At 66.0% G+C, this 16209-nt stretch carries 14 protein-coding genes; 5 read left to right on the top strand and 9 right to left on the bottom strand.

Annotation, left to right across the window (positions count from 1 at the left end):
- Positions 1 to 14: 14 nt before the first annotated feature.
- The 5 genes from ACF3ND_RS17170 to ACF3ND_RS17190 form a co-directional block, all read right to left on the bottom strand.
- Positions 15 to 674 (bottom strand): DUF502 domain-containing protein, encoded by a 660-nt coding sequence (locus ACF3ND_RS17170; RefSeq protein WP_394062639.1) that lies wholly within the window; start codon positions 672 to 674, stop codon positions 15 to 17.
- A 13-nt stretch (positions 675 to 687) separates the two neighbouring features.
- The gene (locus ACF3ND_RS17175; protein ID WP_394062640.1) at positions 688 to 924 is read right to left on the bottom strand and encodes an FmdB family zinc ribbon protein; all 237 of its coding nucleotides are present in this window, start codon (positions 922 to 924) and stop codon (positions 688 to 690) included.
- Positions 925 to 1129: 205 nt separating this feature from the next.
- Entirely contained in the window at positions 1130 to 2395 is a 1266-nt protein-coding gene (locus ACF3ND_RS17180; protein WP_394062641.1) for a putative Na+/H+ antiporter, read from the bottom strand.
- Positions 2396 to 2438: 43 nt separating this feature from the next.
- Positions 2439 to 3383: a 4-hydroxybenzoate octaprenyltransferase gene (gene ubiA / locus ACF3ND_RS17185; protein WP_394062643.1), complete on the bottom strand. Its 945-nt coding sequence runs from the start codon at positions 3381 to 3383 to the stop codon at positions 2439 to 2441.
- A 195-nt stretch (positions 3384 to 3578) separates the two neighbouring features.
- Complete coding sequence (locus tag ACF3ND_RS17190) at positions 3579 to 4775, bottom strand: PLP-dependent aminotransferase family protein (RefSeq protein ID WP_394062646.1); 1197 nt, start codon at positions 4773 to 4775, stop codon at positions 3579 to 3581.
- 493 nt (positions 4776 to 5268) lie between these two features.
- Between ACF3ND_RS17190 and ACF3ND_RS17195 the strand changes: the two genes are divergently transcribed.
- Genes ACF3ND_RS17195 through hutG form a run of 4 tightly spaced genes read left to right on the top strand, consistent with a single transcriptional unit; the run spans position 5269 to position 9349 of the window.
- Positions 5269 to 5883: a HutD family protein gene (locus ACF3ND_RS17195; protein ID WP_394062648.1), complete on the top strand. Its 615-nt coding sequence runs from the start codon at positions 5269 to 5271 to the stop codon at positions 5881 to 5883.
- 6 nt (positions 5884 to 5889) lie between these two features.
- Positions 5890 to 7119 (top strand): imidazolonepropionase, encoded by a 1230-nt coding sequence (hutI, locus tag ACF3ND_RS17200; RefSeq protein ID WP_394062650.1) that lies wholly within the window; start codon positions 5890 to 5892, stop codon positions 7117 to 7119.
- On the top strand, positions 7116 to 8528 hold the full coding sequence (locus ACF3ND_RS17205; protein ID WP_394062652.1) for a formimidoylglutamate deiminase: 1413 nt from the start codon (positions 7116 to 7118) through the stop codon (positions 8526 to 8528). Before hutI ends, ACF3ND_RS17205 begins: the two co-directional genes overlap by 4 nt.
- A 20-nt stretch (positions 8529 to 8548) precedes the next feature.
- The gene (hutG, locus tag ACF3ND_RS17210) at positions 8549 to 9349 is read left to right on the top strand and encodes an N-formylglutamate deformylase (RefSeq protein WP_394062654.1); all 801 of its coding nucleotides are present in this window, start codon (positions 8549 to 8551) and stop codon (positions 9347 to 9349) included.
- 327 nt (positions 9350 to 9676) lie between these two features.
- Here hutG and hutH read toward each other — a convergent pair whose 3' ends face one another.
- Both hutH and hutU read right to left on the bottom strand, forming a co-directional pair.
- Positions 9677 to 11212, bottom strand: a complete 1536-nt coding sequence (hutH, locus tag ACF3ND_RS17215) for a histidine ammonia-lyase (RefSeq protein WP_394062656.1) — start codon at positions 11210 to 11212, stop codon at positions 9677 to 9679.
- A gap of 21 nt (positions 11213 to 11233) precedes the next feature.
- The gene (gene hutU, locus ACF3ND_RS17220; protein WP_394062658.1) at positions 11234 to 12964 is read right to left on the bottom strand and encodes a urocanate hydratase; all 1731 of its coding nucleotides are present in this window, start codon (positions 12962 to 12964) and stop codon (positions 11234 to 11236) included.
- A gap of 203 nt (positions 12965 to 13167) precedes the next feature.
- On the opposite strand from hutU, the gene hutC reads away from it, so the two are divergent.
- Positions 13168 to 13896: a histidine utilization repressor gene (hutC, locus tag ACF3ND_RS17225; protein WP_394062660.1), complete on the top strand. Its 729-nt coding sequence runs from the start codon at positions 13168 to 13170 to the stop codon at positions 13894 to 13896.
- A gap of 66 nt (positions 13897 to 13962) precedes the next feature.
- On the opposite strand, the gene ACF3ND_RS17230 is transcribed toward hutC, so the two are convergent.
- Positions 13963 to 15129 (bottom strand): FAD-binding oxidoreductase, encoded by a 1167-nt coding sequence (locus ACF3ND_RS17230; RefSeq protein ID WP_394062662.1) that lies wholly within the window; start codon positions 15127 to 15129, stop codon positions 13963 to 13965.
- Between the two features lie 13 nt (positions 15130 to 15142).
- Entirely contained in the window at positions 15143 to 16180 is a 1038-nt protein-coding gene (locus ACF3ND_RS17235; protein WP_394062664.1) for a Rieske 2Fe-2S domain-containing protein, read from the bottom strand.
- Positions 16181 to 16209: the final 29 nt, after the last annotated feature.

The raw sequence follows: 16209 nt of genomic DNA on the forward strand, positions 1-16209 counted from the left end.
GCAAATTGGAAAGTTCAGGCCCCGGTCAGCGGCGGCGCCCCGTCGGGGCCGCCCGGCTGGTCCAGGGCCGCGGGCAGGGAGGCAGGCTCGGGAGGCACCACCACGCCCATGGAAACAATGTATTTAAGCGCGGCGTCCACCGTCATGTCGAGCTTGCGCACGTCCGCACGCGGCATCATCAGGAAAAAACCCGATGTGGGATTGGGCGTGGTGGGAACATAGACGCTGACGAAGTCGCCCTCCAGCATCCGGGCCACTTCGCCGCCCGGCGCTCCGGTCAGGAAGGCGATGGTCCAGGAGCCGGCCCGGGGATACTGCACCAGGACCGCTTCGCGAAACGCCTGGCCGTCCGGCGCGAGCACGGTGTCGCTGACTTGCTTGACCGAATTATAAATCGAACGCACCAATGGAATGCGTCCGAGCAGCAATTCCCAGCGATCCACCACGGCGCGGCCCAGGTAGTTGGCCGCCAGCAGACCGGTGCCGAACAGCACCGCCAGCACCAGCAGAATGCGAAAGCCGGGAATGCGCAGGCCGAACAGGGCCTGCGAGGACAGGAACTCCGGCACGACGCTTTCAAGCGTTTCGATCAGCAGGGTGATCACCCAGACGGTGATGACTAGGGGTACCCAGATCAGCAGGCCTGTGACGAAGTAGCGCTTGAAGGGACGCATGCCGGGGACGCGATCACGTGGAGGTGGAAGACGACGAAGAACCGCTGTCGGAAGGCTTGCCGCCGCCCTGGTTGCGGAAGTCCGTGACGTACCAGCCCGAACCCTTGAGCTGGAACCCTGCCGCCGTCACCTGTTTGCCAAAGGTAGGCTGGCCGCATTCGGGACAGACTTCCAGGACAGGATCCGACATTTTCTGCAGTACGTCTTTTTCGTATTGGCACGCGCTGCATTTGTACGAGTAAATAGGCACGACTCAATCCTAACAAAAAGCCGAAACAAACTTTGAAATGAAAAACGCTGGCCTGATCCGCAAGGAACAGGCCAGGGGCGCTTCTGCCGTGATTTTAGCCCTTTTGGCCGTCAGTGGCACTGATCATCGGCCAGAACGGGGCCTGGGCGCAACGGGCCGAAGGGGCGCCGGCCTTCGAGCTCCCCGGCCGACGCCGCCGGCGCGCTCAGACCGGCAGCAGGAACATGGCGGCCGCCACCAGCGTGGGGACGGCGGCGCTGGCCAGCAGGCGCAACGGGGAAATGGAACCGTCCGGGAAATTGCCCTTCAGGATGGAGAAGCCGGCCGGATTGGGCGCGTTGGCGATGACCGTCAGGCCTCCGCCCGTGACCGCGCCGGCCACCAGCATGTAGCGCCACACCTCGCTGGTGCCTTCCACCAGCGAGCCCAGGTAGGTCAGGGCCGCATTGTCGGTCACCGCGGTCAGCGCCGTGGCTCCCCAGAACAGCACCGTGGGCGACAGGCCGCCCAGCAGGTCCTGCAGCCACCACTTCTGCAGGCCGCCCAGCACCACCAGCCCGGCCAGGAAGAAGCCGACCATCAGGCCTTCGCGCACCAGCAGGGGATTCTGGTAATGCTGGTAGGAGTGGGCATAGCCGATGAACAGCATCAGCAGGGCCATGAACACGATGGGATGGTGGGCGCCCAGCACGATGGCCACCAGAAAGGCCACGTGGATGGCCATGACGGTGAAAGGCACGGGAAGCTGGCTCTGCCTGGTTTCCTCCATGCCCTCCCCCATTTCCAGCAGCGCCTTGCGGCACAGCAGCGTGGCCAGGCCCGCATTGATGACCACCGCCAGCACCGCGCGCCAGCCGAAATGCGTGGCCATGTAGGCCGTGTCCCAGCCGAAGGTGTTGGCCACCATCAGAACGGGCGGCGCTGCGTAGGCCGTCAGCACGCCGCCAATCGAAATGTTCACGAACAGCACGCCCACCGTCAGGTACTTGAAGCCGGCGTGGCCCTGGTGGCGGAAATAGGCCTTGCGCAGCAGCAGCGCGGCCAGCGTCATGGCGGCCGGCTCGGTGATCAAGGAGCCCGAAAGCGGCACCACGGACATGGTGATCAGGTACATGGACACCTTGTCCGGCATGGGCAGGGCGCGCGCCAGCAAGGCCACGGTCTTGTTGACCAGCTCCAGGATGGGGCGGCTGGCGGCGACCACCATGATGGCGAACACGAACATGGGCTCGGTGAAGTTGCGCCCTTCCAGGTACTGGATGGCCGAATTCAGGTCGATGAACACCGCCATGTAGGCCACCAGCACACAGGCCCAGACGCCGAAGACGGCCTCGACCTCGGAGAGCATGTGCCAGAGCCCGGCGTGACTGCCTCCCTTATTGGCCAGGCGCGCGAAGACGGGGACGGAGAAGGTGTGGATGATTGCGATGGCGAACAGCGCCGTTGCAACGATCTCGAGTGGAGTAGCCATTCCTCAAACCTTTATAGCATTATTGAAATCGGTCGGATCCGCATCAGGCCAGGCTTACGGTGCCGGCCAGGGCTGCCGCCACCAGCAGCACGCCCACCCAGATGTTGGCGCGGAACAGGCGCAGGCCCCGTTCGGGATAGCGCACGTCGAAGTGCCGCATCTGCCAGCTCAGGTGCGCGGCGATGACCGCCATGACCACGTAGTACAGAAGGCGCTCGTTCAGCAGGTAGCCGCCCGCCAGCCAGCAGACCATGCCGGCGATGTAGAAGCCGCTGATCCAGGCCTTGCCGGCCTCGCGAAAACGCAGCGCCGTGGAGTGCAGGCCCAGCTTGGTGTCGTCCGCCACGTCGATGTAGGCGTAGATGGAGTCGTAGCCCACCTGCCAGAGGATGGCGCCCACCCACATCAGCACGGCGCCGACCGGCACGATGTTCTGCGTGTCGGACCAGGCCATCAGCATGCCCCAGTTGAAGCAGATGCCCAGCACCACCTGCGGCCAGTACGTGAAGCGCTTGCACAGGGGGTAGATCATGACGATGGGGAACAGCGCCAGCGCCAGCCAGCGGCTGTATTCATTGATGGCCAGCAGCAGCAAGGCGCAGACCGCGATCTGGGCCAGCACGAAGATGACGGCCTGGCGCATGGTGATCTGGCCGCTGGTCAGGGGCCGGAAGCGCGTGCGCTCGACCTGGTGATCGAAATTGCGGTCGGCCATGTCGTTGAAGCAGCAGCCTATGCCGCGCATCAGCAGGGCCCCCAGGGAGAACACCACCAGGCGCCAGAGCGTGGGCAGGCCGTCGGCCGCCTGCACCAGGGCGGCGATGGCCGGCAGCAGGGTCAGCCAGGTGCCTACCGGCCTGTCCAGCCGGCACAGGCGCGCATACGGGCCCCAGGACGCGGGCAGATGGCGCGCGACCCAGTCGTCCGCGGGGCGCATGTCGGAAAGGTCGGGACGCCGGGAGGTATCGGAAGCGGGTGGAGGTGTCATGACGGCAAAATCTGGATCCGCGGCGCCTGGCCGCGGGCTGAAAACAGGCATACCCTCCGCTGGGAGGGTATGCCATGGATTCGGACTACAGACCGGGGCAAGCAGGGCCGTCCCCGGCGGACGACGGCGCTGATGGGCGCGCCAGGGGCATCGGACCAGACGCGGGGCGAATGGCGCCGGTGCATGGCGCGGCGATCAGGCTTCTTTGATGAGTTTACCCAAGATGGCAATACCCTCGCGAATTTTTTCCTCCGGCACCGTGGCGAAGCTCAGGCGCAGCGTGTTGCGCTTGACGTCGGCGCCGGCATAGAAGGGCTCGCCGGGCACGAAGGCCACCAGGTTCTCGATGGCTTTCTGCAGCAGCACGGTGGCGTCGATGTGTTCGGGCAGGGTGACCCAGATGAACATGCCGCCCTCGGGGCGGGTCCACTTGGCGCTGGCGGGGAAATGCTGCGCCATGGCGTCCAGCATGTAGCCGCACTGCTTCTGGTACAGGTCGCGCACCGTGGGCAGGTGCTGGTCCAGGAAGCCGGTGCGCACGGCCTCGTAGACAGCCATCTGCGTCAGCGTGGAAGTATGCAGGTCGGTCGCCTGCTTGATCTGCACCAGCTTGTCGATGATCTTGCGCGGGGCGACGATGTAGCCCAGGCGCAGGCCGGGCGCCAGCACCTTGGAAAACGTGCCCAGGCGCACCACCGTGGCGCCTGCCTTGCGGCCCAGGGCCAGCAGGCTGGGCAGACGCTCGCCGGCGTAGCGCAGCTCGCCGTAGGGGTCGTCCTCGACGATGGGGATGCGGGCGGCCGCGCAACGCTCCACCAGGTCCTGGCGGCGCTCCAGAGGCAGGCGCAGGCCGGTCGGGTTCTGGAAGTTGGGCAGCGCATACAGCAGGCGCGCGCCGGCGGCCTCGGGCGAGGATACGTATTCGGGCAGCATGCCCTGCTCGTCCGTGGGAATGGCGGTGTAGGACGGCTCATACAGCGAGAAGGCCTGCAGGGCGCCCAGGTAGGTGGGGGATTCGACCAGCACCTTGCTGCCTTCGTCGATGAACAGCTTGCCCAGCATGTCCAGCGCCTGCTGCGAGCCGTTCACCAGCAGGACCTCGTCCGGGCTGACGGTATCGCCTTCGGCCGTCATCTGGTCGGCCAGCCACTGGCGCAGCGGCAGGTGCCCTTCCGTGGTGGCGTACTGCAATGCAACCCGTCCCTGCTCGCTCAGCACCTTGTCGAACGCGCGATGAATTTCCTCGACGGGAAAGCCGACCGGCGTAGGCAGACCACCCGCAAAAGAGATGATCTCGGGGCGCGAGGTGACCTTGAGAATTTCACGAATCGCGGAGCCGGTCAGTTTCTGGGCGCGTTGGGAAAAGGTAAAAGGCTGGGATAGGGAATCCATGATGCGGAACAGTCCTGAATAAGAACAATTGAAACTTCACATACAAACTTTAGGTTTGTAGATTACCGCAGGATGCGCGGCCGGGCCGTCATCCTGCACCATTTGGCGCAACGCGGCGCTAATTTGCAACATTTTGACGCGTCTCCTGGACCGCAGGGATGGCTGGCTGGCGCGATGCAGGCGACGGTATCGCTGCGGGTGCAGATGCGGTTCACATCCTGGCGTCAGCCCGGACCGGGCCGGGTTGGCGGGAGGGGAATGGCAGCCGGCAAGGACGGGCGGGATCGCGCGGCCGGAGCAAGGCTGCCTGCCATGGTCATTATTAGCGTGCTTGCTCTACCTTGCCACCAAGCCGCCGCCAACGCAAGAGCCATGCGGCTCCAGCCTCGGGATTTACCCTGAAAACAGGCTCCTGGCGCCCGCCTGCGATTGTGGCCGAGGCAGGATTGCAGGTATTGTATATACAATTATTGCAACAAGGAGCCCGCCCGCCATGAGCCTCTCCCCTCCCGCCTGCCGCGTGAGCGTGCTGGAAGTGGACAGCCTGCCCGAACAAGCCTGGAAGAACGGCGGCGGCGCCACCCGCGAACTCCTCTGCCATCCGCCTTGCGCCGGCTTCGAGGATTTCGACTGGCGCATCAGCATCGCCCGGGTCGCACAGCCGGGCGACTTTTCTCGTTTTCCGGGAGTGGACAGGCACATCATGCTGATCGAGGGTACCAGCATGCCCCTGACGGACAAGGAGCGCGGCAGCACCCATGTGCTGCGGCCGTTCGAGCCCCATGCCTTCGCGGGCGAGGCGGCCATCGCCAGCATCCTGCCCCACGGGCCTACCCGGGACTTCAACCTGATGCTGCGCCGCGGGCGCGCCCAGGGCGGGTTGCGCGCCTGGCAAGGCCTGGCCGCGCCGGCCGCCCTGGCCGCCGGCTTTCATCTGCTGTACGTCGCGCAGGGCGCCTATCACGCCAGCCTGGACGGGCAGGCCTGGCCGCTGGCCGCCGGGCAGGCCCTGGCCATGACCTGTCCGGCCGGCGCCAGCCTGCAATGGCTGGCCGGCGGCCAGCCGGGCGTCCTGGTGCATGCATTCATCGCTTCTTCCAAGGATTGACGACTCATGAGCTACACGCTTTGGACCAATCTGCGCCTGGCGCCTGGCGCCGATCCCGCGCATGCCGTCGAGGACGCCTGCCTGGTCGAGCAGGACGGGCGCATTGCCTGGATGGGACCGCGCGCGCACTTGCCGGCCCGGTGGAGCGGGCCCGACCAGGAGCACGAGCTGGGCGGCCGCTGGGTCACGCCGGGCCTGATCGACTGCCATACCCATCTGGTCTATGGCGGCAACCGGGCGGAAGAATTCGCGCTGCGGCTGGCCGGGGCCTCCTACGAGGAAATCGCCCGCCAGGGCGGCGGCATCGTGTCCTCCGTGCGCGCCACGCGTGCGCTGGATGAAGAAACGCTGCTGGCGCAATCGCTGCGCCGCCTGGACGCCCTGCTGGACGAGGGCGTCACCGCCATCGAGATCAAGTCGGGCTATGGCCTGGACCTGGAGAGCGAACGCAAGATGCTGCGGGTGGCGCGCCGGCTGGGCGAATTGCGCCCGGTGACGGTGCGCACCACGTTCCTGGGCGCCCACGCCCTGCCGCCCGAGTACGCGGGCCGTTCCGACGACTATCTGAACCTGGTGTGCGAAGACATGATGCCGGCCCTGGCGGCCGAAGGCCTGATCGATGCCGTGGATGTATTTTGCGAGCGCATCGCCTTCGACCTGCCCCAGTCCGAACGCGTCTTCCAGGCAGCGCGGACCCTGGGCCTGCCGGTCAAGATGCACGCGGAGCAATTGTCGAACCTGGGCGGCAGCGTGCTGGCCAGCCGCTATCGCGCCCTGTCCGCCGATCACCTGGAGTACCTGGACGAAGCCGGCGTGCTGGCCATGAAGCAGGCGGGCACCGTGGCCGTGCTGCTGCCCGGCGCATTCTATTTCCTGCGCGAGCGGCAGCTGCCCCCCATCGAGCTGCTGCGCCGGCACGGCGTGCCCATGGCCTTGTCCACGGACAGCAATCCGGGCACCTCGCCCTGCGCTTCGCTGCTGCTGGTGCTGAACATGGCCAGCACGTTGTTCCGCCTGACCGTGCCCGAAGCCCTGGCGGGCGTCACCCGCCACGCCGCCCGCGCCCTGGGCGACCCGGACATCACCGGCGAACTGAAGCCCGGCGCACGCGCCGACTTCGTGGCCTGGGACGTGGATTCCCTGGCCGAACTGGTGTACTGGCTGGGGCTGCCGCGCTGCGCGCTGGTGGTGCGCCATGGCCGCATCAGCCGCGACCTGCGCAAGGGGGCCGCATGACTTTGCCGCAACATCACGACGCCCTGCTGGCCCCCTGGGCGCGCGTAGACGGCCGGTGGCAGGCCAATGTCCTGCTGCGCTGGGACCAGCAGGGCACGCTGACCAGCCTGATTCCGCAGGCCAGCTCCCAGGACATACGCGCTGCCGGCCGGGTTCATGCGGCGCAGGGCGCGGTTCTGCCCGGCATGCCCAACCTGCATTCCCACGCGTTCCAGAGCGCCATGGCGGGCCTGACCGAATTCCGCGGCCAGGGCCAGGACAGCTTCTGGAGCTGGCGCGACCTGATGTACCGCTTCGCAGCGCGCCTGGAGCCGGACCAGTTGCGCGCCATCGCCGAATGGCTGTACATCCAGATGCTCAAGTCCGGCTACACCAGCGTCTGCGAATTCCACTACCTGCACCACCAACGCGACGGCCGGCCCTACAGCCCCGTCACCGAGCTGGCCCAGGGCGTGCTGGAGGCGGCGCACAGCAGCGGCCTGGCCATGACCCTGCTGCCCGTGCTGTACCAGTACAGCAACTTCGGCGCGGCAGCGCCCCGCGACGACCAGAAGCGCTTCCTGAACAGCCCGGCCCAATTGCTGCACCTGCTGGAATCCCTGCAAGGCAGTCACCCAGCCGGCCTGAACCGTCGCTATGGCGTAGCGCCCCACTCCCTGCGCGCGGTTACAGTGGAATCGCTGGATACCTTGCTGCGCGGCCTGCCCCAAGCCGGGCCCATCCACATCCACATCGCTGAGCAGACCGCCGAGGTGCAGGCCTGCCAGGAACGCCATGGCTGCGGGCCTGTCGCCTACCTGTACGACAACTTCGAGGTCGACGAGCGCTGGTGCCTGGTGCATGCGACCCACATCGACGAACAGGAGCGCCGGCGCATCGCCCGCAGCGGCGCCGTGGCCGGCCTGTGCCTGAGCACCGAAGCCAACCTGGGGGACGGACTGTTCCCCGCCGCGCCGTTCCTGGCCGAAGGCGGGCGCATCGGCGTGGGCTCGGACAGCCATATCTGCGTGGATTGGCGTGCCGAACTGCGCTTGCTGGAGTACGGCCAGCGCCTGCTGCTGCGCCAGCGCAATGTGCTGAGCTCAGACGCGCAGCCTTTTGTTGCTGACCGGCTTTTCGACGCGGCGACGCGCGGCGGGGCCCAGGCTTCGGGACGTGCGTCGGGGGAACTGAAAGCCGGCCGTCAAGCCGACCTGATGGTGATAGACCTGGAGCACCCCATCCTGGCGGGACTGGACAGCCGGCACTGGCTCTCCGCCCTGGTCTTCGCCGAGCGGGCGCACTCCAGCCCGATCCGCGATGTCTTCGTCAGCGGCGCGGCCTGCGTGCTGAACGGCCGCCACCCCCGCGAAAAAGCCGCTTTCGCCGCCTATCAACGCGCCATGGCGACGCTGTTGCGCCACGCCTGAGCACCTGTCGAGGTTCCATCATGACCGTCTATACCTTGCAAACGGGCGCCGCCCCGCTGCTGATCTCCATTCCCCACCTGGGCACGACCATTCCCGAGGACCTCCTGGCCGGCATGCAGCGCGCCACCGCCCTGCGCCTGGACGACACCGACTGGCACCTGGACCGCCTGTACGCCTTCGCGCGCCGCATGGGCGCTTCCATCCTGACGCCCTCGCATTCGCGCTACGTGATCGATCTGAACCGTCCGCCCGACGACCGGAACCTGTACCCCGGCAAGAACACCACCGGCCTGCTGCCCCTGGACACCTTCGACGAAGCCCCCCTGTACCTGGCGGGTCGCGAACCGGACGACGCCGAGAAGCAGCGCCGCCGCGACCTGTACTGGCGGCCCTACCATGATGCCCTGCAGGGCGAGCTGCAGCGCCTGCGCGGCCGTCACGAACGCGTGCTGCTCTGGGAAGCGCACTCCATCCGCTCCGTGGTGCCGCGCCTGTTCGAAGGCCGCCTGCCCGATTTCAATTTCGGGACGGCCGACGAGGCCAGTGCCCTGCCCGGCCTGGCCCAGGCCCTGGCCGACGAAGCCGCCCGGGCGGGCTACAGCGCCGTGGCGAACGGCCGCTTCAAGGGCGGCTACATCACCCGCCACTACGGCCGGCCCGACCAGGGCATACACGCGGTGCAGCTGGAGCTGGCGCAGATCAACTACATGGACGAGGCCCCGCCCTACGCCTACGACCCGGCGCGCGCCGACAGGCTGGCGCCCGTGCTGGAACGCTGCCTGGAATTGGCGCTGAACACCCTGGCGAAGGATTCCCGCTGACCGTGTCGGGCAGCAAACCATGCATGACCCAGTCCAGCAAGGTGCGGCGCAATCCTTGCGCCGCCTCTCCCGACAGACAATGATTCAGAGTCTGAACACGCTCGCGCAACTCGTCCAGACTCTGAGGGTGATGCAAGCGGAATATCAGTCCAAGCAAGCTATCCGTCGGCAAGGAGCCGTTCATAAGTTGCTGTTTTTGCTCAATCAGCACATATTCCTGCCTGGGTTGGCAGCGTTTCAACAACAGAGGCGCCGACATCAGAAGATCTAGATGAAAAAGCCGATGCGGAAAATTCCGCATCGGCTTTTTACCTGCCGCTCAGGTAATCAGAAAAGATCAGCCGCCGTATTCGCCAGGCTGTCGTCCAGCACCAGAGCCTTGAGCGCCTCGATGTCCGGGGCCAGGTAACGGTCCTGGTCGTAGAACGGCGCGGCGGCGCGGATGGCGTCCTGGACTTTCTGCAGGCGGGCCGACGTGTTCAGCGGGGCGTGGAAATCGATGCCCTGGGCCGCGCACAGCAGCTCGATGGCGACGATGGCGGCGGTGTTCTGCGCCATGTCCTCCAGGCGGCGGGCCGCAAAGGTCGCCATGCTGACATGATCCTCCTGGTTGGCGGAGGTCGGCAGGCTGTCCACGCTGGCCGGATGCGCCAGCGACTTGTTTTCCGAAGCCAGTGCCGCAGCCGTGACGTGGGCGATCATGAAGCCCGAATTCAGGCCCGCGGACGGCACCAGGAACGGCGGCAGGCCGGAAATGCTGGCGTCGATCAGCAGGGCCACGCGCCGCTCGGCCAGCGCGCCGATTTCGGCGATGGCCAGGGCCAGCGTATCGGCGGCGAAAGCCACCGGCTCGGCATGGAAATTGCCGCCCGAAATGACCTGGTCCGGCTGTCCGTCCTTGCCTGGGAACACCAGCGGATTGTCCGTGACGGCATTGGCTTCGGTCAGCAAGGTGCGCTCGGCCTGCTCGATCAGATCCTGCACCGCGCCCATGACCTGAGGCTGGCAGCGCAGGCTGTACGGATCCTGCACCTTGGTGTCGTTGTCCACGTGCGACTGCCGGATCCAGCTGCCGGCCAGCAGTTCCCGGTACAGGCGCGCCGCATAGATCTGTCCAGGCTGGCCGCGCACTTCATGGATGCGCGCATCGAATGGCGCGTCGCTGCCCTTGGCGGCGTCCACGCTCAGCGCGCCGGCCAGGATGGCGTTGCGGAACAGGGTATGGGCGCGGAACAGGCCGTTGAGCGCCAGCGCCGTGGATACCTGGGTGCCGTTGATCAACGCCAGCCCCTCCTTGGCCGCCAGCACGATGGGCGTGATGCCCGCGCGCTTGAGCGCCTGGCCCGCGTCCATCCACTCGCCCTGGTAGCGCGCCCGGCCCTGCCCGATCAGGGTCAGCGTCATGTGCGCCAGAGGCGCCAAGTCGCCCGAAGCGCCCACCGAGCCCTTGGACGGGATGAAAGGCACGATGCCGGCGTTCAGGATGTCCAGCAAGGTCGTGACCACCTCGGAACGTATGCCGGAAAAGCCGCGCGCCAGGCTGCCGATCTTCAGCGCCAGGATCAGGCGGGCGACCGAGTCGGCCACCGGCTCGCCCACGCCCACGGAGTGCGACAGGATGAGGTTTTCCTGCAGCTGCTCCAGGTCTTCATCGGGAATGCGCTTTTGCGCCAGCTTGCCGAAACCCGTATTGATGCCGTAGGCCGGATTGCCTTCACGGATGATCTTCTGCACGATGGCCGAAGACGCGTCCATGGCCTGGATGGCGCTGCCCGGCAGGCTCAGCGCGACCTGGTCCTGCCAGATGCGGCGCAGTTGCTCCAGGGTCAGCGCGCCGGGGGAGATCTCGATGGTGTTGCTCATAATGCATCCTGTCCTTTGTTCTTATTTGATCATGGGCAGCTTCAGCCCGAAATCCTTGGCGGTCTTGATGGCCAGATCGTAGCCGGCGTCGGCATGGCGCATCACGCCGCTGCCGCAGTCATTGATCAGCACGCGTTCCAGGCGCGCGGCGGCCTGCTCGCTGCCGTCGGCCACGATGACCATGCCGGCGTGCTGGCTGTAGCCCATGCCCACGCCGCCCCCATGGTGCAGCGACACCCAGCTGGCGCCGCCCGCCGTGTTCAGCAAGGCGTTGAGCAGGGGCCAGTCGGAAACGGCGTCCGTGCCGTCGCGCATGCCCTCGGTCTCGCGGTTGGGGCTGGCCACCGAACCCGTGTCCAGATGATCGCGACCGATCACGATGGGAGCTTTCAGTTCGCCGTTGCGCACCATTTCATTGAAAGCCAGGCCGGCGCGGTGGCGCTCGCCCAGGCCCAGCCAGCAGATGCGCGAAGGCAGGCCCTGGAAGGCGATGCGCTCCTGCGCCATATCCAGCCAGCGATGCACATGCCGGTTGTCGGGGAACAGCTCCTTGATCTTGCGGTCCGTCTTGTAGATGTCCTCCGGATCCCCGGACAGGGCCACCCAGCGGAACGGCCCCTTGCCTTCGCAGAACAGCGGGCGGATGTAGGCGGGCACGAAGCCGGGAAAATCGAAGGCGTTCTCCACGCCCTCGTCCTTGGCGACCTGGCGGATGTTGTTGCCATAGTCCACCACCGGAATCCCCATTTCCTGGAATGCCAGCATGGCTTTCACGTGCACGGCGCAGGACCGCGCCGCCTCGCGCTGCAGGCGCGCATGCTGAGTGACGTCGGCCTGGGCGGCCAGCCATTGTTCCACCGTCCAGCCCGAGGGCAGATAGCCATGGACCAGATCGTGCGCCGAGGTCTGGTCCGTGACCAGGTCGGGGCGCAGGCCGCCCGCCCGGGCGCGCCGCGCCAACTCGGGCAGGATGTCGGCCGCATTGCCCAGCAGGCCGATGGACACCGCCTCCTTGGCGGCGGTGTGCTGGCGGATCAGTTCCAGGGCATGGTCCAGGTCGCGCGCCTGCTTGTCCAGATAACGGGTCTTCAGGCGGAAGTCTATGCTGCTCTGCTTGCATTCGATGTTCAGCGATACGGCGCCTGCAAAGGTGGCGGCCAGCGGCTGGGCGCCGCCCATGCCGCCCAGGCCCGCGGTCAGGATCCAGCGCCCTGCCAGCGACCCGCCGTAATGCTGGCGGCCGGCTTCGGCAAAGGTCTCGTAGGTCCCCTGCACGATGCCCTGGCTGCCGATGTAGATCCAGCTGCCGGCAGTCATCTGGCCGTACATGAACAGGCCCGCCTGGTCCAGTTCATTGAATTTTTCCCAGGTGGCCCATTTGGGCACCAGGTTGGAGTTGGCCAGCAGCACGCGCGGCGCATCGCTGTGCGTGCGGAACACGCCCACGGGCTTGCCGGACTGGATCAACAGGGTTTCATCCTCTTCCAATTCGCGCAGGCTGGCCAGGATCTGGTCATAGCAGTCCCAGTTGCGCGCAGCTCGCCCTATGCCGCCGTACACGACCAGATGCTGCGGATTTTCCGCCACGGCCGGGTCCAGGTTGTTCTGGATCATGCGATAGGCCGCTTCCGCCACCCAGTTCTTGCAGCTGCGCTGCGTCCCGGTGGGCGCGTGGATCTCCCGGCTGGCGTCAAAACGGGGGTCCCCGCTGGGCGCGGCGGCGTTATCTTTCGGCATGGTGCTCTCCTCCATCTCGGTGTCTCTCTGAACGCGTTGGGTGTCTGAATGGGGCAAAACTGGCGACGCCTCGCAGAGCGCCGACAAAACAACGGTTTTCTTGTAAGCTCACGATCAATGTATAGGCATTTCTTTTAATTGTCTATACATATCATGGAAAGCCCTAAGACCCTGAACAGGTTCCAAACGCTGCATGTCCACATAAGGAAAGTGCAACAATGAACGCCCTGACGACACCCTCGTCCAAGGAAGCGGCCGCGCCCGCCTATCTGCAGATCAAGACCTTCGTTCTGGAAAAAATCCAGAGCGGCGAATGGCGCGAAGGCGACCTGATTCCCACCGAGCTGGCCTTGTGCGAACAGTTCGGCGTTTCGCGCATGACGGTGAACCGGGCGCTGCGCGAGCTGACCAATGACGAGTTGCTGGTGCGCATCAAGGGTTCCGGCACCTATGTGGCGCAGCCCAAGTTCCAGTCCACGCTGATCGAGATCCGCAGCATCGCCCAGGACATACGCGAACGCGGCCACGAGCACACCAGCCAGGTGCTGAGCATCGAGCGCCTGCAGGCCACGCGCGCACAGGCGCGGCAGTACGGCATTCCGGTGGACACGCCGCTGTTCCACTCCATCATCGTGCATGCGGAGAACGGCCTGCCCATCCAGTACGAGGACCGGATCGTGGACGCGCGCATGGCGCCCGACTACATGGAGCAGGACTGGAGCCGGATCACGCCCAATGAATACCTGGTGCGCGTGGCCCCGCTGCCCAAGGGCTTCTATACGATCGAAGTCCAGGTGCCGCCACCGGCCATCGCCCAGGCCCTGCACATGGCCGAACACCAGCCCTGCCTGGTGATGGACCGCAGCACCTCCTCCAGCGACCACTTCACCACACATGCGCGCCTTTGGCATCCGGGGGATAGGTACAAGTTCACGGGGCGCATGTAAAAAGCAAGACAAAAAAAGCCCCGTCCATCAGGACGGGGCAAACCTCAACAAGCAATCGGAAAATTCTCAGGCCAGGTCCACGACCACGGGGCCTCTGGGGCGGGAGCAGCACAGCAGGACTTTGCCGGCGGGCACATCGTCCAGCGGCTCTTCGAAATAATCGACCTCGCCGGACACCAGGGTGCACATGCAGGTGTTGCACAGGCCGGCCCGGCAGTTGAAGTCCGGGCTCAGGCCCGATTCTTCGGCCAGGACCAGCAGCGATTCGCAATCGTCGTGCCAGTGCGCCTGGCGGCCGTCGGGCAGGAAAGTCACGGTCTGCATCGAGACGGCGGAATCAACAGCGGCGGGCTCGACGGCGGGAAGGCCGGCAGGCGTGGCGGCGACGTCCCGGGCCGCATCCCTGGCCTGCGCCAGCGTTTCCTCCAGCACGGTGGCCGGCCCGAAGAATTCATAATGGATGCGTTCACGGACCACGCCCAGGCTGCGCAACAGGCGATAGTTGGCCTGCATGAAGCCGCTGGGCCCGCACAGGTAGAACTCGTAATCGTCCAGGGGCAGCCAGGATTGCAATTGTTCACGCGTGATCAGGCCGCTGACATGGTGACGGGCGCGCTGCACATCGTCCGCGTCGGGGTTGCGGTAGCAGAAATACGCCTGCACGCCATGCCGCCGGGATGCCAGTTCCAGGACCTCATCGCCAAAAGCGTGCACCGCGCCGTTCTCACAGGCATGGATGAAATGCACGCGCCGCTGGCTGCGGCCCACCAGGCGGTGCAGCATGGCCAGCATGGGAGTCAGGCCCACGCCGCCGCTCATCAACACAACGGGCCGCTCGCTGTCCTCATCCAACACGAAGTCCCCCATGGGACCGGCCGCGCTCAGGATGTCGCCTTCCTGCACGCGCAGGTGCAGGAAGGACGACCCCTGCCCGTCCGGCACGCCCTGGCCCGCCGGGGCTTTCTCGTGCTTGACGGAAATGCGCAGGCGACCGGGATGATCAGGATCACCCGACACGCTGTAATTGCGCAGCACGGACTGGCCGTCGATATCGAAGCGAAACACCAGGTACTGCCCCGGCCGGTAGACCGGCACAGGTTCTCCATCGGCCGGTTCCAATACGAAGGAGGTGATCACCGCGCTTTCCACGCGGCGCTCCAGCACACGGTACTGGCGAAAGCGCCGGCTGGCGGCCGGGGCCGACAAGGCCGGAGTGGCGACAGATTCTGCCATGGACGCCTCCTGCTCAGGCCTCGACCGGGGCCGGGGCCTGCTCGGCCTCGATCAACTGGCTGATCTTGCGACGAAAACGCATGGGGCCGGAATCGATGGGCAGATCCAGGGCGGCGGGACGCTCTTTCAGCCCCTTGTGCACCTGCTCCAGCACGACCTTGTCTTCCATGAAGGCGTGCCGCACGTCTTCATTGAACACCTTGGAGATCTCTTCGTCGTTGGGGCTGAAATTGCGGAGCTGGAACCAGAAGTAGCGTGTGCGCTCCTCGTCCACCGGCGTGAGGAAATTGTACGAGTCCATCAAGAACACGTCGGGGTGGAACTGCGCGGGATCTTCGGTGGCCGCGCCGGCCGGCAGGAAGACCGCGCGGATGACGGCCTGGGAAGGAAAGCGCACTTCGTACTGCTGCTTGCGATCGCAGTTGCCGGCGAATTTCACGAACTGCTTGTAGAAGGGGGCCACCTCCACGTTCCTGGACCAGCGCGACACCGTCACGCCGCTGTCCTGCACCTTGACTTCCAGCGGCAGGCCGATGATGTCGGGGCTGCCGAAGGAGGTCTGGTGCACCCAGGACACGTGCGAAGGATCGAGCAGATTGTCCGTGACATACAGGTAGTTGCAGTTCAGCTCCATGGCGTCGCCGCTGTTCACGCCCCACTCGGGATCGTCCCATTCGGCGATCTCGATCAGCTTGGATTCGTCTGCCAGGGCGGCCTCGCCCATCCAGACCCAGACCATGCCGTAGCGTTCGGCACAGGGGTAGCTGCGCACCACGGCGCTCTTGGGAATCTGCGCCGTGCCGGGCGCCTTGGTACAGGCGCCGCTGCAATCGAAGGTCAGGCCGTGGTAGCCGCACTCGACCTGGTCGCCGATCAGGCGGCCTTTGGACAGGGGCAGGCGGCGATGCGGACAGGAATCCTCCAGGGCGACGACCTGGCCGTCCTCGCGGCGGTACAGCACCAGGTTCTCGCTGAGCATGCGCACCGGACACAGTGCGCGGCCCACGTCCTTGGCCAGGGCTCCCACATACCAGGCATTGCGTACAAACATGATTTTCTACCCCCGATTCAGGATGAACG

The sequence above is a fragment of the Alcaligenes sp. WGS1538 genome, assembly GCF_043187505.1.
Lineage (GTDB): Bacteria > Pseudomonadota > Gammaproteobacteria > Burkholderiales > Burkholderiaceae_B > Alcaligenes.